The sequence below is a fragment of the Defluviimonas sp. SAOS-178_SWC genome, assembly GCF_039830135.1.
Classification (GTDB): domain Bacteria; phylum Pseudomonadota; class Alphaproteobacteria; order Rhodobacterales; family Rhodobacteraceae; genus Albidovulum.
Genome location: NZ_CP156081.1, coordinates 1,359,581 through 1,380,562, shown reverse-complemented (window position 1 = coordinate 1,380,562; position 20,982 = coordinate 1,359,581). Strand labels below are relative to the sequence as shown.

General features: G+C 64.6%; 25 protein-coding genes. 15 read left to right on the top strand and 10 right to left on the bottom strand.

Annotated elements, in window-relative coordinates:
* The first annotated feature begins 24 nt into the window (after positions 1-24).
* The 3 genes from V5734_RS07560 (at position 25) to V5734_RS07550 (ending at position 3,402) form a co-directional block, all read left to right on the top strand.
* Entirely contained in the window at positions 25-705 is a 681-nt protein-coding gene (locus V5734_RS07560; protein ID WP_347312894.1) for a type 1 glutamine amidotransferase, read from the top strand.
* A gap of 16 nt (positions 706-721) precedes the next feature.
* A complete protein-coding gene (locus tag V5734_RS07555; protein ID WP_347312893.1) occupies positions 722-2,080 on the top strand; it encodes a glutamine synthetase family protein in 1,359 nt (452 codons plus the stop codon).
* 113 nt (positions 2,081-2,193) lie between these two features.
* Entirely contained in the window at positions 2,194-3,402 is a 1,209-nt protein-coding gene (locus tag V5734_RS07550; protein WP_347312892.1) for a DegT/DnrJ/EryC1/StrS family aminotransferase, read from the top strand.
* A gap of 4 nt (positions 3,403-3,406) precedes the next feature.
* On the opposite strand, the gene phaR is transcribed toward V5734_RS07550, so the two are convergent.
* The 3 genes from phaR to V5734_RS07535 all read right to left on the bottom strand — a co-directional run bounded on the left by phaR (position 3,407) and on the right by V5734_RS07535 (position 6,515).
* Positions 3,407-3,982: a polyhydroxyalkanoate synthesis repressor PhaR gene (gene phaR, locus V5734_RS07545; RefSeq protein ID WP_347312891.1), complete on the bottom strand. Its 576-nt coding sequence runs from the start codon at positions 3,980-3,982 to the stop codon at positions 3,407-3,409.
* 136 nt (positions 3,983-4,118) lie between these two features.
* The gene (locus V5734_RS07540) at positions 4,119-4,568 is read right to left on the bottom strand and encodes a phasin family protein (protein ID WP_347312890.1); all 450 of its coding nucleotides are present in this window, start codon (positions 4,566-4,568) and stop codon (positions 4,119-4,121) included.
* Between the two features lie 132 nt (positions 4,569-4,700).
* Positions 4,701-6,515 (bottom strand): PHA/PHB synthase family protein, encoded by a 1,815-nt coding sequence (locus V5734_RS07535; protein ID WP_347312889.1) that lies wholly within the window; start codon positions 6,513-6,515, stop codon positions 4,701-4,703.
* Between the two features lie 111 nt (positions 6,516-6,626).
* Between V5734_RS07535 and phaZ the strand changes: the two genes are divergently transcribed.
* Entirely contained in the window at positions 6,627-7,907 is a 1,281-nt protein-coding gene (gene phaZ, locus V5734_RS07530; RefSeq protein WP_347312888.1) for a polyhydroxyalkanoate depolymerase, read from the top strand.
* 29 nt (positions 7,908-7,936) lie between these two features.
* Here phaZ and V5734_RS07525 read toward each other — a convergent pair whose 3' ends face one another.
* Positions 7,937-8,698, bottom strand: coding sequence for an alpha/beta hydrolase (locus V5734_RS07525; protein WP_347312887.1), 762 nt, complete (start codon positions 8,696-8,698; stop codon positions 7,937-7,939).
* Positions 8,699-8,855: 157 nt separating this feature from the next.
* On the opposite strand from V5734_RS07525, the gene thrS reads away from it, so the two are divergent.
* The 6 genes from thrS (at position 8,856) to V5734_RS07495 (ending at position 13,876) form a co-directional block, all read left to right on the top strand.
* Positions 8,856-10,802, top strand: coding sequence for a threonine--tRNA ligase (gene thrS, locus V5734_RS07520; RefSeq protein WP_347312886.1), 1,947 nt, complete (start codon positions 8,856-8,858; stop codon positions 10,800-10,802).
* A 199-nt stretch (positions 10,803-11,001) separates the two neighbouring features.
* Positions 11,002-11,298 (top strand): BufA1 family periplasmic bufferin-type metallophore, encoded by a 297-nt coding sequence (locus V5734_RS07515; protein ID WP_347312885.1) that lies wholly within the window; start codon positions 11,002-11,004, stop codon positions 11,296-11,298.
* 60 nt (positions 11,299-11,358) lie between these two features.
* On the top strand, positions 11,359-12,213 hold the full coding sequence (bufB, locus tag V5734_RS07510) for an MNIO family bufferin maturase (protein WP_347312884.1): 855 nt from the start codon (positions 11,359-11,361) through the stop codon (positions 12,211-12,213).
* On the top strand, positions 12,210-12,947 hold the full coding sequence (locus V5734_RS07505) for an HvfC/BufC N-terminal domain-containing protein (protein WP_347312883.1): 738 nt from the start codon (positions 12,210-12,212) through the stop codon (positions 12,945-12,947). Before bufB ends, V5734_RS07505 begins: the two co-directional genes overlap by 4 nt.
* Entirely contained in the window at positions 12,944-13,492 is a 549-nt protein-coding gene (locus V5734_RS07500; RefSeq protein WP_347312882.1) for a DoxX family membrane protein, read from the top strand. Before V5734_RS07505 ends, V5734_RS07500 begins: the two co-directional genes overlap by 4 nt.
* A 177-nt stretch (positions 13,493-13,669) precedes the next feature.
* Positions 13,670-13,876 (top strand): cold-shock protein, encoded by a 207-nt coding sequence (locus tag V5734_RS07495; RefSeq protein ID WP_347312881.1) that lies wholly within the window; start codon positions 13,670-13,672, stop codon positions 13,874-13,876.
* Between the two features lie 48 nt (positions 13,877-13,924).
* Here the strand turns inward: V5734_RS07495 and V5734_RS07490 are convergent, their stop codons facing one another.
* Positions 13,925-14,251 carry an arsenate reductase family protein gene (locus tag V5734_RS07490; protein WP_347312880.1) on the bottom strand — a complete coding sequence of 109 codons (327 nt, stop codon included), beginning with the start codon at positions 14,249-14,251 and terminating at the stop codon, positions 13,925-13,927.
* A gap of 301 nt (positions 14,252-14,552) precedes the next feature.
* Between V5734_RS07490 and V5734_RS07485 the strand changes: the two genes are divergently transcribed.
* Together V5734_RS07485 and V5734_RS07480 are read left to right on the top strand one after the other, a co-directional pair.
* Positions 14,553-14,834, top strand: a complete 282-nt coding sequence (locus V5734_RS07485; RefSeq protein ID WP_347312879.1) for a hypothetical protein — start codon at positions 14,553-14,555, stop codon at positions 14,832-14,834.
* 201 nt (positions 14,835-15,035) lie between these two features.
* On the top strand, positions 15,036-15,290 hold the full coding sequence (locus V5734_RS07480; RefSeq protein ID WP_347312878.1) for a hypothetical protein: 255 nt from the start codon (positions 15,036-15,038) through the stop codon (positions 15,288-15,290).
* A 70-nt stretch (positions 15,291-15,360) separates the two neighbouring features.
* On the opposite strand, the gene V5734_RS07475 is transcribed toward V5734_RS07480, so the two are convergent.
* From V5734_RS07475 to thyX, 3 genes are all read right to left on the bottom strand, one after another.
* Positions 15,361-15,525 (bottom strand): hypothetical protein, encoded by a 165-nt coding sequence (locus V5734_RS07475; RefSeq protein ID WP_347312877.1) that lies wholly within the window; start codon positions 15,523-15,525, stop codon positions 15,361-15,363.
* Positions 15,526-15,797: 272 nt separating this feature from the next.
* Positions 15,798-16,505: a hypothetical protein gene (locus V5734_RS07470; RefSeq protein ID WP_347312876.1), complete on the bottom strand. Its 708-nt coding sequence runs from the start codon at positions 16,503-16,505 to the stop codon at positions 15,798-15,800.
* A complete protein-coding gene (gene thyX, locus V5734_RS07465) occupies positions 16,506-17,411 on the bottom strand; it encodes an FAD-dependent thymidylate synthase (protein ID WP_347312875.1) in 906 nt (301 codons plus the stop codon).
* A 183-nt stretch (positions 17,412-17,594) separates the two neighbouring features.
* Between thyX and V5734_RS07460 the strand changes: the two genes are divergently transcribed.
* From V5734_RS07460 to V5734_RS07450, 3 genes are read left to right on the top strand one after another with little or no spacing between them, the layout of a single operon-like run.
* Positions 17,595-18,023 carry a VOC family protein gene (locus tag V5734_RS07460; protein WP_347312874.1) on the top strand — a complete coding sequence of 143 codons (429 nt, stop codon included), beginning with the start codon at positions 17,595-17,597 and terminating at the stop codon, positions 18,021-18,023.
* Positions 17,990-18,697: a DUF1194 domain-containing protein gene (locus V5734_RS07455; RefSeq protein ID WP_347312873.1), complete on the top strand. Its 708-nt coding sequence runs from the start codon at positions 17,990-17,992 to the stop codon at positions 18,695-18,697. Before V5734_RS07460 ends, V5734_RS07455 begins: the two co-directional genes overlap by 34 nt.
* Positions 18,694-19,383, top strand: a complete 690-nt coding sequence (locus tag V5734_RS07450) for a DUF1194 domain-containing protein (protein WP_347312872.1) — start codon at positions 18,694-18,696, stop codon at positions 19,381-19,383. Before V5734_RS07455 ends, V5734_RS07450 begins: the two co-directional genes overlap by 4 nt.
* 40 nt (positions 19,384-19,423) lie before the next feature.
* Here the strand turns inward: V5734_RS07450 and V5734_RS07445 are convergent, their stop codons facing one another.
* Together V5734_RS07445 and V5734_RS07440 are read right to left on the bottom strand one after the other, a co-directional pair.
* Entirely contained in the window at positions 19,424-20,236 is an 813-nt protein-coding gene (locus V5734_RS07445; RefSeq protein WP_347312871.1) for a DUF2182 domain-containing protein, read from the bottom strand.
* A 15-nt stretch (positions 20,237-20,251) separates the two neighbouring features.
* On the bottom strand, positions 20,252-20,818 hold the full coding sequence (locus V5734_RS07440) for a DUF1326 domain-containing protein (RefSeq protein ID WP_347312870.1): 567 nt from the start codon (positions 20,816-20,818) through the stop codon (positions 20,252-20,254).
* Positions 20,819-20,982: the final 164 nt, after the last annotated feature.

Below are 20,982 nucleotides of genomic sequence, written 5' to 3'. Positions count from 1 at the left end.
CGCGAACCGGACCACGAGATATTCATGCTCATCGGCATCCTTCAGACCGGCCAGGCGCCCGACGTCCTCAGGGACGAGATGGGCGACTATCCCGATATGTTCGTCCGGCTGCTTGCCGGGCGCGGACTGGAGTTCAAGACCTACCACGTCGAGGCGATGGCGTTTCCCGCGAGCGTCCATGACTGCGACGGCTGGCTCATCACCGGCTCGCGCCACGGCGCCTACGAGGACCATCCCTTCATCAAGCCGCTCGAAGAGTTCATTCGCAAGGCCTATGCCGATAAGGTGCCGATGGTCGGTATCTGCTTTGGCCACCAGATCATCGCCCAGGCGCTTGGCGGGAAGGTCGAGAAGTTCAAGGGCGGTTGGGCGGTCGGTCCGCAGGACTACGATTTCAGCGGCAAGCCGGTGACGCTGAACGCCTGGCATCAGGATCAGGTCGTCGAAAAACCGGACATGGCCGAGGCGGTCGGCACCCATCCTTTCTGCGAATATGCCGCCCTTCTCTACGATGACCGCGCCTTCACCGTTCAGGCCCATCCCGAATACGGGAACGATTTCATCGAAGGCCTGATGACGACGCGCGGCAAGGGACTCGTGCCCGGCGCGACAATGGACGCCGCCCGCGCCCGCTTCACGCCTGACAATTCCTCTGTCGCGATCGCCGACCGGATCGCGGATTTCTTCAAGCAAACCCGTAACTGAAAAACAGTGTGATCTTATGTCCGACTGGACCCAGAAACTGCCCGAAGCCGCCCAGGAATACATCGCAGGCCGCCGGCTGGACGAGGTCGAATGCCTCGTCGCCGACCTTGCTGGCGTGGCCAAGGGCAAGGCGATGCCGGCCTCTAAATTCGGCAAGCAGAAGTTCTTTCACCTGCCCAATTCGATCTTCGCGCAGACCATCACCGGCGATTACGCCGACATGCCCGATGCCAGCGAATTCACCGAACCCGACATGGTGCTGGTGCCGGATTTTACCACCGCGACGGCGGTGCCGTGGTCCGCGGATCCGGCCCTTCAGGTCATCCATGACGTCAACGATCAGGCCGGCAATCCCGTCGCGATGGCGCCGCGAAACGTGCTGAAGCGCATGGTGGCGCTTTACGCCGAAAAGGGCTGGAGCCCGATCGTCGCGCCCGAGATGGAATTCTACATCGTTGCCCGCAACCTCGACGCCAACCAGCCAGTGATCCCGCCCGTCGGCCGCTCGGGCCGCCGGATGATGGCGAACCAGGCCTATTCGATGTCGGCCGTCGACGAATACGGCCATGTCATCGACGACATCTACGACTTCGCCGAGGCGCAGGGCTTCGAGATCGACGGCATCGTGCAGGAAGGCGGCGCCGGCCAGGTGGAACTGAACCTGAGCCACGGAGACCCGGTGACGCTCGCCGACGAGGTCTTCTTCTTCAAGCGCCTGATCCGCGAGGCGGCGCTCCGCCACGACTGCTTCGCCACCTTCATGGCCAAGCCGATCGAGGGGGAGCCGGGCTCGGCCATGCACATCCACCAGTCGGTGGTGGACATCAAGACCGGCGAGAACATCTTCTCGGACAAGAAGGGACGGGAAACGCCGGAATTCATGCATTTCATCGCCGGGATGCAGAACTACCTGCCCGCCGTCGTCGCGCTGATGGCGCCTTACGTGAACTCCTATCGCCGCTACGTGCCGGACTTCGCGGCGCCGATCAATCTGGAATGGGGCCGCGACAACCGCACGACCGGCCTGCGGGTTCCGATCTCGGACCCCAAGGCGCGGCGTCTGGAAAACCGGCTTCCGGGGATGGACTGCAACCCCTATCTCGGCATCGTCGCGACGCTGGTCTGCGGCTATCTCGGCCTCATCGAGAAGAAGCAGCCGCGCCAGGAGAACAAGGGCAACGCCTACATAAACGCCGACGAATTGCCGACGACGCTCGGCGACGCGCTCGATCTTTTCTCCGACTGCGCCCCGGTGCGCGAGGCCCTGACCCCGGAATTCTGCGATATCTACGAAGCGGTGAAACGCAACGAGTACAAGGAATTCCTGCAAGTCATCAGCCCGTGGGAGCGCGAGCATCTGCTTTTGAACGTCTGACCCGCCGCGCGGCGCGATCCGGCCTGTCATCCCGTTGACACGAGATCCGGGCTAGAAACCCTGCAGCAGGTGAATTAGGTCTAAGGCGAGACGGATCAATGGGGATGAACCGGATGTCAACCAACGCTCTGGCCAAAGGGGCGGTGCCGCAGGCCGCGCCCAACGTCTACGATGCGGAGCCCATCCCCGAAGCCGCCCGGGCCGAGATCGAGCGTCTGCTCGCCTCGGGTGACCTCTTCCGCTACACCGCGCCCGAAGGCGCGCCGGTGGCGCGGCTCGAGGCGGAATTCGCCGACTACATGGGCGTGCGCTACGCGCTCGCGGTCTCGTCCTGCTCGGCGGCGCTTTTCCTTTCGTTGAAGGCGCTCGATCTGCCGCGCGGCGCGAAGGTCCTGATCCCGGCCTTCACCTTCGCCGCCGTCCCCTCGGCCGTGATCCATGCCGATTGCGAACCGGTCCTCGTTGAGGTCGGGGACACGTTCCGCATCGACCTCGACGATTTCCGCGCCAAGCTCGACGGGGCGGCGGCGGTGCTGATCAGCCACATGCGCGGCCACACCTCCGACATGGATGTGATCCTGGCCGAATGCGATGCACGCGGCATTCCCGTGATCGAGGACGCCGCCCATTCGCTTGGCACGCTCTGGTCGGGCCGCAAGATCGGCACGCTCGGCAAGATCGGCTGCTTCTCGTTCCAGTCCTACAAGCTCGTCAATGCCGGCGAAGGCGGGATGTTCGTCACCGACGACCCCGAGCTCGCCGCCCGCGCGGTGATCATGTCGGGCGCGTATGAGCACAACTGGAAGAAGCACCCCGGGCTTCAGAACAGCTTCCATCACTGGCAGAACAGGCTGCCGCTTTACAACATGCGGATGCAGAACCTTTCGGCGGCGGTGATCCGGCCGCAGATCCCGCTGATCGACGAGCGCGTTCTTTCGGGCCGCACCAACCACGACTATGCTGCGGGCCTGCTGAACGCCTCGCCCTGGATGGAGGTGCCGCCGTCGCTGCCGCAGGAAACCCGCGCGCCGGATTCGCTCCAGTTCAACCTCCGGGGCTTTGCGGATGATGATGACGCGCGGGCCTTCCAGGCCGCTGCCGCCGAGCGCGGCGTGTCGGTTCAGGTCTTCGGCCTCAGCCGCGACAATGCCCGCGCCTTCTGGAACTGGCAGTTCCTCGGTCCGCAGCCTGACCTTCCGAAGACCCGTGCGATGCTGATGCGCGCCTGCGACCTGCGCCTGCCGGCGCGGCTCGTCAGGGAGGAGCTCGACGTGATCGTCACCGCGCTCCTCGATGCGGCGGCGCAGGTCAAGGCCGCCTAAGGCTTCAGAGTTTGGACAGTTTCGACTGGAGATCGGCGAGCTGCTTCTTGATCGCCGCGATGTCGTCGTCGGAATTCGCCTTGGCTTTCGCCTTCGGCGCATCCTCGTCGTCATCTTCGCGCGCGGGGCCGGACGATCCGGGGAAGCCGCCCATGATTGACTTCAGGAAGGCTTGCTGCTGACGCTGCATCGCTTCGAAGCCCGGCATCGATGCCATCGGGTTCGGAAAAGTGGTGAGATTCTCCATCATCTTCGACTGCCCCTCGCGCAGCATCTCGAACGAGGCGGCCAGGAACTGCGGGACCACGCTTTGCGCGCTTGTCGTGTAGCTGCGCACGAGATCGGTCAGCACATCCACCGGCAGGACGCTTTCGCCCCGGCTTTCATGTTCGGCGATGATTTGCAGAAGATATTGCCGGGTCAGGTCGTCGCCCGACTTCAGATCGACGATCTGCACCTCGCGCCCGTCCCGGATGAAGGCCGCGATGTCTTCGAGCGTCACGTAATCGCTCGTCTCGGTATTGTAGAGGCGGCGGCTCGCATAACGCTTGATCAGAAGCGGCTTGGCATCTTCGGCCATGACTTTCTCCCCGGGCAGTCTTTCGGCATCGCAGCGACATTAAGCCTCGGCACAGAAAAGACAACAAAAAGAAAGGCGGGCACGAAGTGCCCGCCAGATTGGCCTAGCCTACAGGGAGGAGTAAGGCTGGCTTAGATCACTTGACCGCGGCAGCGGCTTTCTTCGCAGCCGACGTCACTTCGGCCTGGGCCTTCTTGACGGCAGCGGTCGCGTCTTCCGAGATGTCCTTGCCGGCGGCGAGCATCAGCTCGACCGTTTCCATCTGGGCTTTCTTCGCGACTTCGGCGAAAGCGGCGAGGTTCTCGGCGGCCATCTCGGCAGCGGCCGAAGCGAAGTCGCTCAGCGCTTTGGAATAGTCGGTCGGCTCATCCTTGACTTTGGCGAGCGTGCCGACCTTGGCGATGGTGTCCTTGGTCCACTTCGAGGAAATCTCGTTCGACTTCTCGGCGGCTTCGAGAGCGACTTTCGTCATCTTCTCGCTGAAGACGGCCGAGCTCTTGAAGGTGTCCTGCAGCGCTTTCGCGTCGAAGGGGAAGTTGGCGGTCATGTCCTGCACGACTTTGGTGAAGTCCTGGGCCTTTTGCATGTCTGTCTCTCCTGGTTCGGGCGGCGGCCGCCCCGGTGTTCAACTGAGACAGTACATACATGCTGCGGCGCAGCATTTCAAGTGCGAATGCTGCGCCGCAGCAAAAAAGTTACGTACGGGAAGCCGTATCGCTCAGATCTCGGGAATTTCAGTGACATAGGTTCCCGGCGCCGGGGCGAGAACCGGATGGGCCTTGTTGCCAAGCGCACGCGCCGCGACTTTTTTCCCCGAGCGGGCGTTCAGCCATGATTCCCAACGCGGCCACCAGCTTCCCTTGTGGAACGTGGCGGATGCGAACCAGTCGTCCGCCTCACCCATCTCGGCGTCGTTCGTGTAATGGCCGTACTTGTCCTTGCCGGGCGGGTTGACGATCCCGGCGATGTGCCCCGACTGCGAGACGACGAAGGTCTTGTCCCTGGAACCGTAGTTGCGGAACCCGTTGAACGCCCCCTTCCACGGCGCGATGTGATCGGTCTCGCAGGCGACCGCGAACACCGGCACCTTGATGTCGTCAAGCCCGATCGTCTCGCCGCAGATCCTGATCTTGCCATCGGCGAGCTGGTTGTCCTGGCAAATCCAGCGCAGGTATTCGACGGCCATCCGCGCCGGCAGGTTCGTGCCGTCGCCGTTCCAGTAGAGAAGGTCGAAGGCCGGCGGCGCTTCGCCCATCATGTAGTTGCGGATCGCGGGCGCGTAGACGAGGTCGTTCGAGCGCAGGAAAGAGAATGTCCGCGCCATGAAATACTTGTCAAGATAGCCGTCCTTCGTCACCTGCGCCTCGATCCCGTCGATGAAGTCGTCGTCGAGGAAGACGGAAACCTCGCCCGGATCGGAGAAATCCGTGAGCGTGGTGAAGAAGGTGGAGGAGTTCACCGACTTGTCGCCGCGCTTGTTCAGGACCGCCTGCGCCATCGTCAGCGTCGTTCCTGCAATGCAGTAGCCGACGGCGTTGACCTTCTCTTCGCCGGTGATCGCCTTGACTTCGTTGACCGCGGTGATGAAGCCTTCCTCGACATACTGGTCGAGCCCGACATCGGCATAGCCCGGATCGGGATTCTTCCAGCTGACCACAAAGAGCGTATAGCCCTGGTCGACGATCCACTTGATCAGGCTGTTCGCGGGCTTGAGGTCGAGAATGTAGAACTTGTTGATCCAGGGCGGGAAGATGACGATGGGCGTCGCATGGACCTTCTCGGTCGTCGGCGCGTACTGGATGAGCTCGATCAACCGGTTGCGATAGACGACCCCGCCTTCGGTGGCGCCAATATTGTCGCCGAGCCTGAACGCCTCCGGATCCGCCAGCCTGACCAGCAGATCGCCACGGTTCCCCTCGATGTCGCGCACGAGGTTTTCGAGCCCCTTGACCAGGCTCTCGCCCTCCGTCTCGACCGCTTTCTCCAGCGCGTCCGGGTTCGTGCCGAGGAAATTCGTCGGCGCCATCATGTCGAGGATCTGGCGCGCAAAATGCTCCACCCGCTTGCGCTCATGCGGTTCGAGATCGTCGATGTTCTGAAGCGCCTGCTCCATCGCCGCGACGTTGCGGAAATACTGCTGCTTGACGAAATTGAAGTAGGGGTGGGTCTTCCACAGCGGATTTGAAAAACGCCGGTCCGTCGGCGTCGTGTCCTCGGGCGCCGTGAACTTGCCCGACGCCAGCGCCTGCTGCGCGTCGAGATAGTGCTTGAGCGTCTTGCCCCAGAGCGCCGCCTGCTGCTCGATCAGCTTGCCGGGGTTTTCCAACGCCTCCTTCCAGTAGGCGGTCACGGCATGCGCGAAAAGACCGTGGCCCGGCGCTTCGACCGCCGGATTCGGCGCGCGCTTTTGCGCCAGCGCCTGGATCAGCCGCTGCGTCAATGTTTCGATTTTCTCGATGTTCGCGTTAAGCTTCGTCAGATTTGCCGCAGTCTCGGCCGGATTTTCGGGGCTATCCGTAAGTCTTGTTGTCATCTTTTGTATTCCCCCCTATCTTACTGCAGTGCAGCATTGCCAGCATACCGGTGCATGCTTCCCGTGCAAAGGCTCGATCTGCGGCCATGAGATAAGAGGTTAGGATACGCGATGAAGACCATGGCTACCTACGACTTCATGGAGAGCATGCGCAACACCAACGAATGGCTGGGGGCATCGGCCCGTGCATTCGCCTCTTATCCGGTCTTCGGGCTGGTGCCGCATCCGATGTTCAAGGTCATGTCGGCCTGGGGCCGGATCACCGAACGCAGCTTCGCGCGGATGGTGATCAAACCCGACTGGGGCATCCGCACCATTGTCGGCTCAGACGACCGCGATCATCTCGTCAATATCGAAACCGTGGTCGCGCGCCCCTTCGGCGACCTGATCCACTTCAATGTCATGGGCCGGGAACCGATGGCCCGCCGCGTGCTCCTCGTGGCGCCGATGTCGGGGCACTATTCCACCCTTGTTCGCTCGACGGTGATCAGCCTCCTGCCCGACTGCGACGTCTATGTGACCGACTGGCACAATGCCCGCGACATCCCGGTCAGCGCCGGCAAGTTCGACGTCGAGGACTACACGCTCTACCTCGTCGACTTCATGCGCCATCTCGGCCCCCAGACAAACGTCGTCGCGGTCTGCCAGCCGGCGCCGCTGACTCTCGCCGCCACCGCCTACCTGGCCGAGGAAGATCCCGACGCCCAGCCGCGCACGCTCACGCTGATCGGCGGCCCGATCGACCCCGACGCGGCCCCGACCGAAGTCACCGATTTCGGCCGCCGCCTGACGATGGGCCAGCTCGAACACCTCGCGATCCAGCGCGTCGGCTTCAAATATGCCGGCGCCGGGCGGCTCGTCTATCCGGGCCTTCTCCAGCTTGCCTCCTTCATCTCGATGAACCTCGACCGGCACAGCAAGGCGTTCAGCGACAAGATCCTTGCCGCCTCGAAAGGCGAGGACGGGGAACGCGACGCCCATAACCGGTTCTACGACGAATACCTCTCGGTCATGGACATGACCGCCGAATTCTACCTGTCGACCGTCGAGCGCGTCTTCAAGAAGCGCGAGATCGCGACGAACACCTTCGAGGTCGCAGGCAAGCGCGTCGATATCGGCAAGATCACCGACGTCGCGGTCAAGACCGTCGAGGGAACGGAGGACGATATCTCCGCCCCCGGCCAGTGCCTTGCGGCCCTTGCCCTCTGCACCGGGCTGCCGGAGGAGAAGAAGGCGAGCCATCTGGAACCCGGCGCCGGCCATTACGGCATCTTCGCCGGCAAGTCCTGGCGCAAGAACATCCGGCCGCTCGTGCTCGACTTCATCGACCAGAATGCCGGCGGCGCCAGCCCGAAGCGCAGCGGCGCCAAGACCCGGATCCGCGCGGTCTGACCCGGGCTTGACCGAGGACCGGCGCGGCCCTATCCGGCGGCCGCCTCGATCCGCTGCACCACTTTCAGCACCGAAAGCGCGATCAGCTTCAGGCAATCCGGGGTCGAGAACCGGTGGTCGGCGCCCTTGACCATTGTCAGCCGGATATCCGGACCCGTCGCATGCTCGATCAGCCGCACCGCGACGGAAAGCGGTACATCCGTATCGGCCGTTCCCTGTAACATCCGCACCGGCATCGGCAGCGGGAGTGCGGCGCGCAGCACCAGCCGGTCCCGCCCCTCCTCGATCAGGCGGCGGGTGATGATGTAGGGCTCGTCCGAATAATCCGACGGCAGGGCCACCTGCCCCTCCTCGATCAGCGCGCGGCGCTGACCTGCCGAAAACTCCGCCCACATTCCGTCCTCGGTGAAATCCGGCGCGGCCGCGATGGTGACGAGCCCCGCCACCTTCTCGGGATGCGCCCGCGCCATCAGTAGCGCGATCCAGCCCCCCATCGACGAGCCGACCAGAACCTGTGGCCCCTCGGTCAGCGCCATGATCGCGGCCCGCGCGTCCTCGAACCAGTCGCCGATCGCGCCGTCGAGGAATTCGCCCCCCGAAGCCCCGTGTCCCGAATAGTCGAACCTGAGGAACGCGCGCCCCTCGGCCCGCGACCACTCCTCCAATGCCAGCGCCTTCGTCCCCTCCTTGTCCGAGCGGAACCCGCCCAGGAACACCACGCCCGGCCCCTTGCCTTCCGTCTTGTCATAGGCGATCCGCCGTCCTTCCGGCGTCGTCAGAAATGCGCTCATGCCAGTCCCCTGCTTCATCTTGCCACAAATATCTCCGGGGGTCCGGGGGTGGAACCCCCGGCAGCGCGATTGACTTCGCCGCGCCGATCCCCGATACCGCGCGGACAACCCGCAACCGGGCGCACCCGTAGGCGCCAAACCGACGAGGAGAGCCGATATGGCCCAGATTTCCCTCACATTCCCCGATGGCAACAGCCGCGACTTCGCCAGGGGCGTGACCGCCGCCGAGGTGGCCGCCGCGATCGCGCCCTCGCTCGGAAAGGCCGCCATCTCGGCCTCCGTCGACGGCCGGCACTGGGACCTGCAATGGCCGATCGAGCATGACGCCACCATTGCCATCCACACGATGAAGGACGACGCCCAGGCGCTCGAACTTATCCGCCACGACTTCGCCCATGTGATGGCCCGCGCCGTGCAGAAGCTCTGGCCCGAGGTGAAGGTCACCATCGGCCCGGTGATCGAGAACGGCTGGTATTACGACTTCGACCGCGATGAGCCCTTCACGCCCGAAGACCTCGGGGCGATCGAGAAGGAGATGAAGGCGATCATCAACGAACGCGACCCGGTGAAGACCGAGGTCTGGGACCGTTCGCGCGCCATCGCCCATTACGTCGCCAAGAACGAGCCCTTCAAGGTCGAACTGATCGAGGCGATCCCCGGCGACGAACCGCTGCGCATGTACTGGCACGGCCACTGGCAGGACCTCTGCCGGGGTCCGCACCTCCAGCATACCGGCCAGCTCCCCGCCGACGCGTTCAAGCTGATGTCCGTCGCCGGCGCCTACTGGCGCGGCGACCACACCAAAAAGCAGCTCCAGCGCATCTACGGCGTCGCCTTCAAGAACCGCGAGGATCTGAGGGCGCACCTGACCATGCTGGAAGAAGCCGCGAAGCGCGACCACCGCAAGCTTGGCAAGGAAATGGAGCTTTTCCATCTTCAGGAAGAAGCCCCCGGCATGGTCTTCTGGCATCCGAACGGCTGGACGATCTACCGCACGCTCGAAGATTACATGCGCCGGAGGCTGCGCCGCGCCGGCTACAAGGAAATCAAGACCCCGCAGGTCGTCGACCGCGTCCTCTGGGAACGCTCCGGCCACTGGGAAGCTTACCGCGAGAACATGTTCATCGTCGAGGTCGAGGAGGAGCATGCCAAGGAAAAGCGCATCAACGCGCTGAAACCGATGAACTGCCCCTGCCACGTACAGGTCTACAATCAGGGCCTCAAGTCCTACCGCGACCTGCCGCTCAGGCTGGCCGAATTCGGCTCCTGCCACCGCTACGAATCCTCGGGTTCCATGCACGGCCTGATGCGCGTGCGCGGCTTCGTGCAGGACGACGCACATATCTTCTGCACCGAGGACCAGATCGAGGCCGAATGCGCGGGCTTCATCGGGCTTCTTTCGTCGATCTACCACGACCTCGGCTTCACCAAGTTCGACGTCAAGCTCTCCACCCGCCCCGACGTGCGCGTGGGGTCGGACGAGATCTGGGACAAGGCCGAGTCCGCGCTCGAAAACGCCGTCCGCAAGGTGACGAACGATTACGAGGTCGATCCCGGCGAAGGCGCCTTCTACGGGCCGAAGCTCGACTTCAAGCTGACCGACGCCATCGGCCGGGAATGGCAGTGCGGCACCTTCCAGGCCGACTTCAACCTGCCCGTCCGCCTCGGCGCGGAATATGTGGGCGAGGACGGCGCCAAGCACCGCCCGGTCATGCTCCACCGCGCGATCCTCGGGAGCTTCGAGCGCTTCCTCGGGATTCTCATCGAGAATTACGCCGGCAAGCTGCCGTTCTGGCTCGCCCCCCGGCAGGTCGTCGTCGCCTCCATCGTCTCGGATGCCGACGACTATGTGCACGAGACGGTGGCGAAGCTGCGCGATGCGGGGCTCCGGGCCGAGGCCGACACGCGGAACGAAAAGATCAACTACAAGGTCCGCGAACATTCGGTCGGAAAAGTTCCCGTGATCCTCGCCATCGGGATGAAGGAGGTCGCCGAGCGGACTGTTTCAGTTCGCCGCCTCGGCGAAACCCGAACCGACACAATGGCGCTTTCTGACGCAGTCGCAGCATTCGCCGAAGAAGCGACCCCGCCGGACCTCCGGTAGCGCTTCCATATCAAGCGCTTGGGGTGCCGCCGCAACGCGGCACCCTCTTGCGCTTGCGACCCACGCAGGCAATCTTTCCCGTTACAGGCGTTCACGCGACCGTGGGCCACACCTTCGTGAGTGGCCTGTGAGGCTGCGCGTTCGCTAGGGTTTGCCTGTCGAACCAACCGACGCTCGAACTTTAACAAGGGATCAACCGATGTCTCACTCCATGAAGACCCTCGCAGTCGCCGGCTCGCTCGCTGCTGCCCTTTCCGCCCATTTCGCCGCCCCCGCCTCGGCCCAGGAAGCCAAGGAGAAGTGCTTCGGCGTGGCGATGGCCGGTCAAAACGACTGCGCCGCGGGCCCCGGCACGACCTGCGCCGGCACCTCGAAAGTCGACTATCAGGGCAATTCCTGGAAGCTCGTCCCGGCCGGCACCTGCACCACGATGGACCTGCCGGATGGCCGCATGGGCTCGCTCGAAGCGCTCGACCGCGACCTGCCGCAGGGCTGACACCGAATTGGCCTTCCCGGCCCGGCTCCGGGAAGGTCCACCGCGACGACGGGGGACAAGATGCTGGACCGAACCACCCGATCCGAACTGCCGGCACGCCCCGGCGTGGGCTACAAGCCCCAGCATTTTTCGAACATTCTTGAGGGTGCTGAGCCGGTCCAATGGCTCGAAATCCATGCAGAAAACTACATGGGCGACGGCGGGCGGCCTTTGGCCCAGTTACGGCACCTTGCCGAGCGCTTTCCGATCTCGGTTCACGGCGTGGGCCTCTCGATCGGTGGCGAAGGACGGCTCGATCCCGACCACCTTTCCCGCCTGAAGCAGCTCTGCGGCTGGCTCCAGCCGGCAAGTTTTTCCGAACATCTCGCCTGGTCGACACACGACAGCGCGTTCCTGAACGATCTCCTGCCCCTGCCCTATACCGCCGCGACGCTTGCCCGCGTGGCCGAGCATATCGACGAGGTGCAGACCTGCATCGGGCGCCGCATGCTTCTCGAAAACCCCTCGGTCTACCTCGACTTCGCCGAGACCGAGATGGACGAGATCGATTTCCTGACCGAGATCGCCCGGCGCACCGGCTGCGGGCTCCTGCTCGACGTGAACAACGTCTATGTGTCCTCGACCAACCGGCAAACCGATCCCGACGCCTATATCGACCGCTTCCCGCACCGCCTCGTGGGCGAGATCCATCTCGGTGGCCATGACGAGGACCACGACGATAGCGGAGCGCCCCTTCTCATCGACGCCCACGGCTCCGAGGTCGTCGATCCGGTCTGGCAACTATACGCCCGCACGATCCGTGTCGGTGGCGCGAAGCCGACGCTGATCGAGTGGGACAACGACGTGCCCGACTGGCCGGTCCTCGCCGGGGAAGCGGCCCGCGCCGCCAAGATCCTCGACGCGGTCCTGTCATGAGCCAGTCCGAGTTCCGCGCGGCCCTGCTGGACCCCGACCGCCCCGCCCCGGCCGGGCTGATCGATCCGCAGGGCCGCCCCGCCGGCCGCCGGTTCGACGTCTACCGCAACAACGTCACCGCCTCCTTGACCGAAGCGCTGCGGCAGGCCTTCCCGGTGGTCCGCGCCCTCGTCGGAGACGCGTTCTTCAGCGCGATGGCCCGCGACTTCCTGCGCGCGCATCCTCCGGCTTCGCCGCTCCTGATGTTCTACGGCGACCGGATGCCTGCCTTCCTTGCCGCCTTTCCGCCCGTCGCGCATCTTGGCTACCTGCCCGACATCGCCCGCCTCGAACTGGCGCTGCGGCAGTCCTATCACGCGGCCGATGCGGAGCCTGTCGCCGCCGAGGCGTTGCAGGCCCTCGCGCCCGATGCGTTCGTGGCCGCGCGACTCACGCTTGCCCCGGCGCTGCGTCTTGTCCGCTCCCGCTGGCCGATCCACGCGATCTGGCAGGCGAATGCTCGGGGCGGCGCGGCACCGAAAACCACCGTACCGGAGGACGTCCTGATCGTCCGGCCCGATTACGATCCCGATCCGATACGCCTTCCCGACGGCGCCGCACCCTTTGTCGAGGCCCTGATGGCCGGTGAGACTGTCGGCTCGGCCCTCGATGCGGCCGGCGAGTTCGACCTTACCGCCACGCTTGGCCTGCTGATCGGCGCCCGCGCCATCGTCGCCATCAAGACCGGAGATTGACCGCCGTGATCGCCCTTTACGACCGCCTCAGCGGCGCGCTCTCGCGTCATGCGCCCGCCGCCATCCCGACCCTCGGCCGCGCGACCTATGCCGCCGTGCTCTTGATTTACTTCTGGAATTCTGCCCGCACGAAGATCGGCGACGGCCTGTTCGGCATCTTTCGGCCGTCCGACGGGGCCTATATCCAGATCTTCCCCAAGGCCGTCGAGGCGGCCGGCTATGACGTGTCCCAACTCAGCCTCTTCCACTGGGCCGTGGTCGTCGCTGGCACCTGGGCCGAGCTTCTCCTGCCGCTGCTGATCCTCGTCGGCCTTCTCACCCGCCTCGCGGCGCTCGGCATGATCGGTTTCGTCCTCGTGCAGAGCGCGACCGACATCCTCGGGCATGGCGTCATGGGCGACGATCTCGGCCGCTGGTTCGATGCCGGTTCGGGATCGCTGATCCTCGATCAGCGGGCCCTCTGGGTCTTCCTCCTCGCGACGCTGGTTCTGACCGGGGCCGGTCCCTTGTCGCTCGACCGGCTTCTTGCCCGCGATCGAAGCTGAAAAATCGTTTTCCGCAAAAATCTTGATTTTTGCCACAAATAGCTCATCATTTCACTCGCGTGAACGCAGACTTTCCTACCGCTCCCTCGTTATGGGGCAGCCGGAAGACACGAAAGACCTGGCTGCACGGCCCCGGGCAATCGAGCTTGGGGAGTCCAAACAAGGGAGTTAGACGGGATGGCCACTGGCACCGTGAAATGGTTCAATACGACGAAGGGCTTCGGCTTCATCGCCCCTGACGATGGCGGGAATGATGTGTTCGTGCACATCTCTGCGGTCGAGCGTGCGGGCTTGAAGACCCTCGCCGACAATCAGAAAGTGTCCTACGAGATGCAGTCGGGCCGCGACGGCCGCTCCTCTGCGGGCGATCTGAAACTGCTCTGATTGCCGCCACTCCGGCACGGGACGGCCCGCCACCGCGCGGGCCGTTTTCTATTTCAAGACAAGGTCTTGGACGTCGGACTTCCAGCCGAGATGGAAGTGGCCGTCATCGCGGATGACCGGGCGCTTCATCAGGGCGGGGTACTGCATGAGAAGATCGGCCGCAGAGCCGGCGCGCGCCTCCTCCGAAAGCCCCCGCCATGTCGTCGAGGCGCGGTTGACCAGCCGGTCACCGAAGACGGCGATGAGCGCCAGCCACTCCTCCGCGCTCAAGGGCTCGGCGCGGATGTCGCGAAACGCGACCTCCCGCCCGGCGGCCCGGATCGCCTTCAGCGCGGCGCGGCAAGAATCACAGGTCGGAAGACCGTAGAGGATCATCGGGGGTCCCTTCGGGTTGGCCGGCGGTTGGCGTTCATACAGCACAGCGCGGCCCGGCAGGCAACCGATCAGCGGGAAACCGCCAAGAGCCGGCACGCAGGCCGATTCCGTCGGCGGAAATCCGTCGATATCGGCGGGTTTCCGACCCTCGCGCCGACACGGGCCGGAGGTCCGCTTGACCCTGCCAGGCAGGCGTTTTAGCAAGAATGCAGCTACATGCGAGTATCCGTCTCACGGAATTTTCCCAATCACAGACAAGGCCGCGCGGTCCTGCCCTCACGGGGCCGTGCAAGGGGGGCATATGACTGTAACTGACGAACTGATCGACCGGCTGTCGAGCGAGACAGGCCGGCGATTGACGGAACGGGCGCGAAACGGACGGCGCCGGGCACTGGCGAACATCTCCCGCTGCTGCGTCATTGTCACAATGGACGGCAAGACGACGCGGGAAGAACTGTTCGACCACACACCGACCATCGCCCAGATTCTCGACCGGGTGGGGCCGGAGGCGTTCATCGTCTCGATCGGCATGCGGCGCCGGCCGCTCCGGGAGCGGATCCGGCTGGCCCTCGCGGCGGAGTGATCGCGGCAGGTCCGGGGCGTTCGGGATTCGCCCGCATTGTGCCCAAGGGAGGCAACGATCGGCGCGCGGACGTGCCTCTGTTCCCGATCCGACCGGGCCGGCGCCGCGATTCGGCGCGAAACCGGCCACAAACTTGCCACATTCCCCGCGGCGGCGCAGAGTCGAGCCCGGGTGAACGTGGCAAGAGTCGGAGTGGTCGTGATGTCGGTCGAAGGCGGAACCAGCGATTTCATCGGTCGGGTGCGGCAACGGCATCAGGCGCCGGAGGCCACGCGGAAACCCGAGACGCACATTTTCGTCGTCCACGTGACCCGCGACGGCAAGACGGTGGAGGACCTCCTGTTCGACCGGGCGCCCTCCATCGGCGCCATCGCGGCGCGGGTGGGCACCGAGGCCTACGTGATCTCGCTCGACATGATCGAGCGCCGACCCGAGGGCCAGCTCGCGGCGGAGTGAGTTGAGCGGCAGCTACAGGGCGCGGGGGACGAGTGGGGTCGCCCTCCGCGCCTGCCCTTTGGGGCACGGGTCAGAACTTCTGCTCCATTATCGTCACTTCGCGCTGGCCGAGCATCCGGACGACCTCCGGATTGTCCTGCACGCCGTAGACGATCTCCTCGCAGCCGGCGACCATGGCCGCCGCGAGGATGAGGAGCCCGAACATCAACCCGGAAGCGTCTGGAATCCCTGTCACTCCCCGATTCAAGGGCCGGACCGGCCCGCGTGACGGCCTCACTCTTGAGCATCCGCGAGCGGGCGGTCAACGGGGATTCTTCGAAGCGGAGGCCGGGAGGCGTGAAGCGCTTGCCCGGCCCGTGGTCATCACCACAGAGGGCAGCGCCCGGCCCGAGGGTGGGCGTGAAGCGCCCGCCCTGGGGGCGGGTCGGGCGCTGCCCGGTTCGCGGGCGAACCGGGCGGGAGTGGGTGGCTAGGGTTAGAAAATATGAGCCAAAGAATTCCTAGTGCTTACAAGGAACCGAGGAGCTTTCTCGCTATACCCGTAAAGCCAGAGACCCTAGGGCTGCATTCTTTATCGTAAGTCTGCCAAGCGGTTCGAGACAGCTTATGATCTTTCGATTCAAGCGCAATATCCTTATCGACTAGGGCACTGTGCATTGCATCCGCAACCTCGCGCAGTTTCGAGTAGATTTCTTCGGGGAAGAAAAGCTCGTTGCGACGAACCAAGCCATCAAATTTCGTAAACGCCGAGACGGCTTCACTCAATCGCAATCGATCAACCATTGCCGTAAAGGAATCCTGAATATTTGTAGATCCGAGGACTTCCTTCTTTTGCCATGCCTGGAGCGCATAAGAATCCATGTACTCTTCTCTCGCCTCGTCATCCATCCTTCTCAGGTCGGCGTATGACTGCAGCGGGGAAAGGCTAGCAACAATCTTAGTTTGTGCTTCTTTGAGGGAATCCCAAATATCTCGCAGTGACTCGAATTGCCTCTCCTGAAGTCGGACCTGCGCCTTAAGGCTTCCATCAATTTCAGCGCGTAACTTCTCAAGGTCTTTTGCATTCGAGTGTCGAAACATCTCAAGGTTTTGGGAGAACTTGGAATCGAGCCACGCTTCCCCAAAGTGCTTGAAAACATAGTAGGCGACTACCGCACCGCCGCCGCCAGCGCTGACAATTGCCCAAAAAAGTTTTGCGACATCAACGTCCAGCACTCACCCCCAAACCCCCTCGAACTCCCGCCACTCGCCCTTGCTCATCCCCGACGTCTCCTGCGTCACCGCCTCTCCCGCCAGCCGACGCTTCAACACCTCGATCGCCTTGCCCGAGAGCGTCGCGCCGCCGAGCCGGTAGTCCTCGAACGCCCCGTAGGCGAGCGGCACCCAGTCCTTGACGATGCCGCACATCGTCTCGGCATAGACGCGGATCTCGTACTGGGCGTGGGCGTCGGCGCGGAGGCGCAGGAAGTGGAAGAGATTGTGGAGGTCCACCTTCCAATACCACTGGGTATAGACATTCGCGGGCAGGTTCATCCGGGCAAGCTCTCTCGCCAGCCCCTTTTGCCCGTCCTGCGAAAGCATGTCCTCGTAATGGTCGTAGCTCCGCATCGCGTCCTCGCGGAGGATGTCCAACACCCGCGCGGCCTCCTCCCCCTCCAATAGCTCGCCGCGTCCCTGGTTGTTCACCGTGGACTGCGCCGCCAGATGCTCCGGCGCGGGGATGTAGAACTCGCGGTCGAGGATCGAGTAGCGGGCGGAATATTCGTTCACGTTGGCGGTGCGATGGCGGATCCACTGGCGGGCGACGAAGACCGGCAGCTTGACGTGGAACTTGACCTCGCACATCTCGAACGGGGTCGAGTGCCAGTGCCGCATGAGGTAGCGGATCAGCCCCTCGTCGTTCGACACCGCCTTGGTGCCGCGCCCGTAGGAGACGCGGGCGGCCTGGGTGATGGCGGCGTCGTCGCCCATGTAGTCGATGACGCGGACAAGCCCGTGGTCGAGCACCTCGTGCGCGACATAGAGGTGCTTTTCCATGCCCTCGGACGTGGCGCGGAGGGTCGGGCGGCTATGGCTCCGGGCCTCGTCGATCTCGGCCTGCTGCTCGGGGGTCAGGGTCATGGCGCATTCCTCCTCGGTCGCGAATCGCACCCACTATATCTATGGGCGATGAGCCGGGACACTACGATAGACGGTGTGAGGCGGGAAAATTCGCCGGGGCGCCGGGAAATCCACGCAGGCGGCGCTTGGCGGCGGCGGCGGCGGGCTGGTAGGCTCGGCCCAAAGGACCGACAGGAGGGCGAGATGGCGTTGAAATACCTGCATACGATGGTGCGCGTGAAGGATCTGGAGGCGTCGATGGCGTTCTACCGGCTCCTCGGGCTCGAGGAGACGCGGCGCTACGACAACGAGGGGGGGCGCTTCTCGCTCGTCTTCATGGCGCCGCCGGGCCAGCACGACTGCCCGGTGGAACTGACCTGGAACTGGGACGGCGACGCGGGCCTGCCGTCCGACAGCCGGCATTTCGGGCATCTGGCTTACGAGGTCGACGACATCTACGCCACTTGCGCGCATCTTCAGGCGAACGGCGTGGTGATCAACCGGCCGCCGCGCGACGGGCATATGGCCTTCGTGCGCTCGCCCGACAATGTCTCGGTGGAGCTTCTGCAGAAGGGTCCGTCGAAGGCACCGGAGGAGCCGTGGGCAAGCATGGGCAATACCGGGCACTGGTAGGCCTGGTCGCGGCGCTGGCGGCAGGGCCGGCGGCGGCGGAGTGCCGGCTGGCGCTGGTGCTGGCGCTCGACGTCTCAGCCTCGGTCGACGAACGCGAGGACGCGTTGCAACGCAAGGGCCTGGCCCGCGCGCTGGTGGCGCCCGAGGTCGTGGAGGCGTTCCTGGCGGACCAGGCGGCGCCGGTCTGGCTGACGGTCTTCGAATGGAGCGGGCCGCGGACCTCGGCCGGGCTGCTCGACTGGCTGGAGATCGCGTCTGAGGAAGATCTGGTGCTGGCCGCAGGTGCGATCGCGGGCAGCGTCCGGAGCCGCGACGACATGCCGACCGCGCTTGGCTATGCGCTGGGATACGCGGCGGGACGATTCCGGCACGGGCCCGACTGCGACGCGCGCACGGTCGACGTCTCGGGCGACGGGCGCAACAACGAGGGCTTTCCCCCCGCTTCGGCCTATGAGGCGTTTCCCTTCGCCGGGGTGACGGTGAACGGGCTGGCAATCGCGGGCGGCGAGGCCGGGGTGGCGGAGTATTACCGGCGCGAGATGATCCGGGGGCCGGGGGCCTTCGTGATCGAGGCAAAGGGATTTCGCGACTACGAGCGCGCGATGCGGGCAAAGCTTCTGCGCGAGTTGCAGGGGCCGGTGATCGGGATGCTGGCGCCGGGTGCGCGCGGATGATCCGGCTGGCCCTGATCCTTGCCTGTCTGGCCGCGCCGGCAGGGGCCGCCTGCCGGCTGGCGCTGGCGCTTGGAATCGACGTGTCGCGATCGGTGGATGCGAGGGATTACGCGATCCAGCGCGACGGGCTTCTTGCGGCGCTGGCCGATCCGGTGATCGTGGACGCATTTCTCAAGCCCGACGACCATGTCGCCTTCGCGGTCTATGAATGGTCCGGGCAGGCCTATCAGGAGGTCATCGTCGACTGGACACTGGTCGAAAACTTAGCCGACCTTTCCGGCATTCTCGACAGGATCGAGGGCCACGCGCGCGGGGCCGATCATCTGCCGACGGGCCTCGGCGCCGCGCTCGACTTCGGGCGCGAACTGATCGCCCAGGCGCCTGTCTGCGCGGCCCGCACGCTCGACATGTCCGGCGACGGGCGGTCGAATGACGGGCGCGGCCCGGAAGAGGTCTATGCGCGCGAGGATTTCGGCGACCTTCTGGTCAACGGCCTGCCCATCGGCGGCCACGAGGCCGACATCGCCTTCTACTATCGCGCGCGGGTGATCCACGGCCCCGGCGCCTTCATCGAGATCGCACGGACGGAGGACGATTTCCCCCGCGCGATCCGGCGCAAGCTGGAGCGCGAACTGACAGAACAACTCATCGGTCAGACCGGCCACCGCTTTCACGTCCCGGGTTGACGGGCGGATTTTGCCCATCCGACGCTTGACCGGGCGGCCCTCAGAGCGCGCCGAAGAGGATGAATGAACCCCACGCGGTCAGCGCCGCGCCCGCGATCTTGCCGGCGGTTTCGCCGAAGGGGGTCAGCTTTTCCAGGGCCACGAAGGCGGTCAGCGCGACGATCCAGTAAAGATTCATGATGCCCCCGACGAAGAGCAGGGCCATCAGGAACCAGCAGCAGCCAAGACAAAAGACGCCATGCTCAAGCCCCATGACGAATGCACCGGCCATGCCGGGCCGCCGCCGGCTCGTGAGGAACTCCGCCGGCGATCTGCAATGGTTCAGGCAACTCCGTTTCAACGAGGTGAACTGGAACAGACCGGCCGCGATCAGGACGATCGCGCCGGGCACCGTGTCGATGAGCGTCATCATCGTCGCCGAGACCAGCCCCAGCGCCTCGAGCGCCCACTGCGCGGTGGCGGCCAGCACCGAGAAGCCGGCCCAAGTGACGAGATAACCACCGAGAAAGGCCCCTGAGATGGCCGGGACGGCCCCCGCATTGGCGCCCCGGCGCAGAAGCGCGGCGTAGAGAAGGACGGTGGGCGCGACGCTCGGCAGCATCATCGCGATCATCATCACCCACCACATGAGGAAGACGAGCAAAGCGTAGCCCACCGACCATGCCCCCGGGGCCGAGGCGCCGGGCATGTCTTTCATGCCGCGCATCGCCGTCATCTCCAGCGCGGTCATCCCCATCCCGAGGCCGTATACGGTATAGAGACCGGCCAGCACGAAGAGCAGCCCGATCAACGCGACGAGCAACGCCCTGTCACGGCGGAGAATACTCTCCGTCAGCCCGTTCCCATTTGCCATCTTGCCCCCCGGCGGTCAGGCCGCGTCGACAACGCCCTTGTTGGACAGATGGATCTCCACGAGATGCGTGTGCGTGTCCTTGTTCTTCGGCAGGTCGATCGCGCCGCTCGTCGTCGTCGTGGCCTTGGCGACCTCGCCGATGCGGAATTCGAACCCGTGCGGCAGGTTGATCCGGGCGCGGTGCTCCGCCCCGGTCACGGGGTTCGTCAGCGGCTGCGCGCGGGTCTCGAAGACGCCGGGGACGCTGATACTGCCCTTGCGGGATTCGAGGTCGATCACCACGTCGATCGGCTTGTATAGCGTTTCGAGCTTGTTCGGCGACATCGCGGAAAAGACCCACCACATCGTCGCCATCTCGTCCGTGTCGTCGCCGCGCATGATCCGTTCCAGCGCGGCGCGCTGCGCCGGGCTCGCGCTTTCGTCGATGATGATCTGCATGCTGCCATTGCCCTCATGGATCGGGCCCGGCCATTTCACGACCATCGCGGACCGCGTACCCGCAAGATCGACGTCGCCGTGATGACCGGAATCGAACTCGAATCCGGCCGCGGCTTCACAATGCCCGTACGTGGGCAGAGACATAAACTGACATGGGCAACCCGGCGCGCAATTGCAGTTGCCGAGTTCTCGTCCATGAAGTTCCCAACTCGTCATGGCGCGGTCCTCCTCTGTCAATCGGAAGCCCTGATATTATCACAGACCTTCCGTGGCCGGCCCTGCGAACTGACCAGACGGCGCCTGCGCGA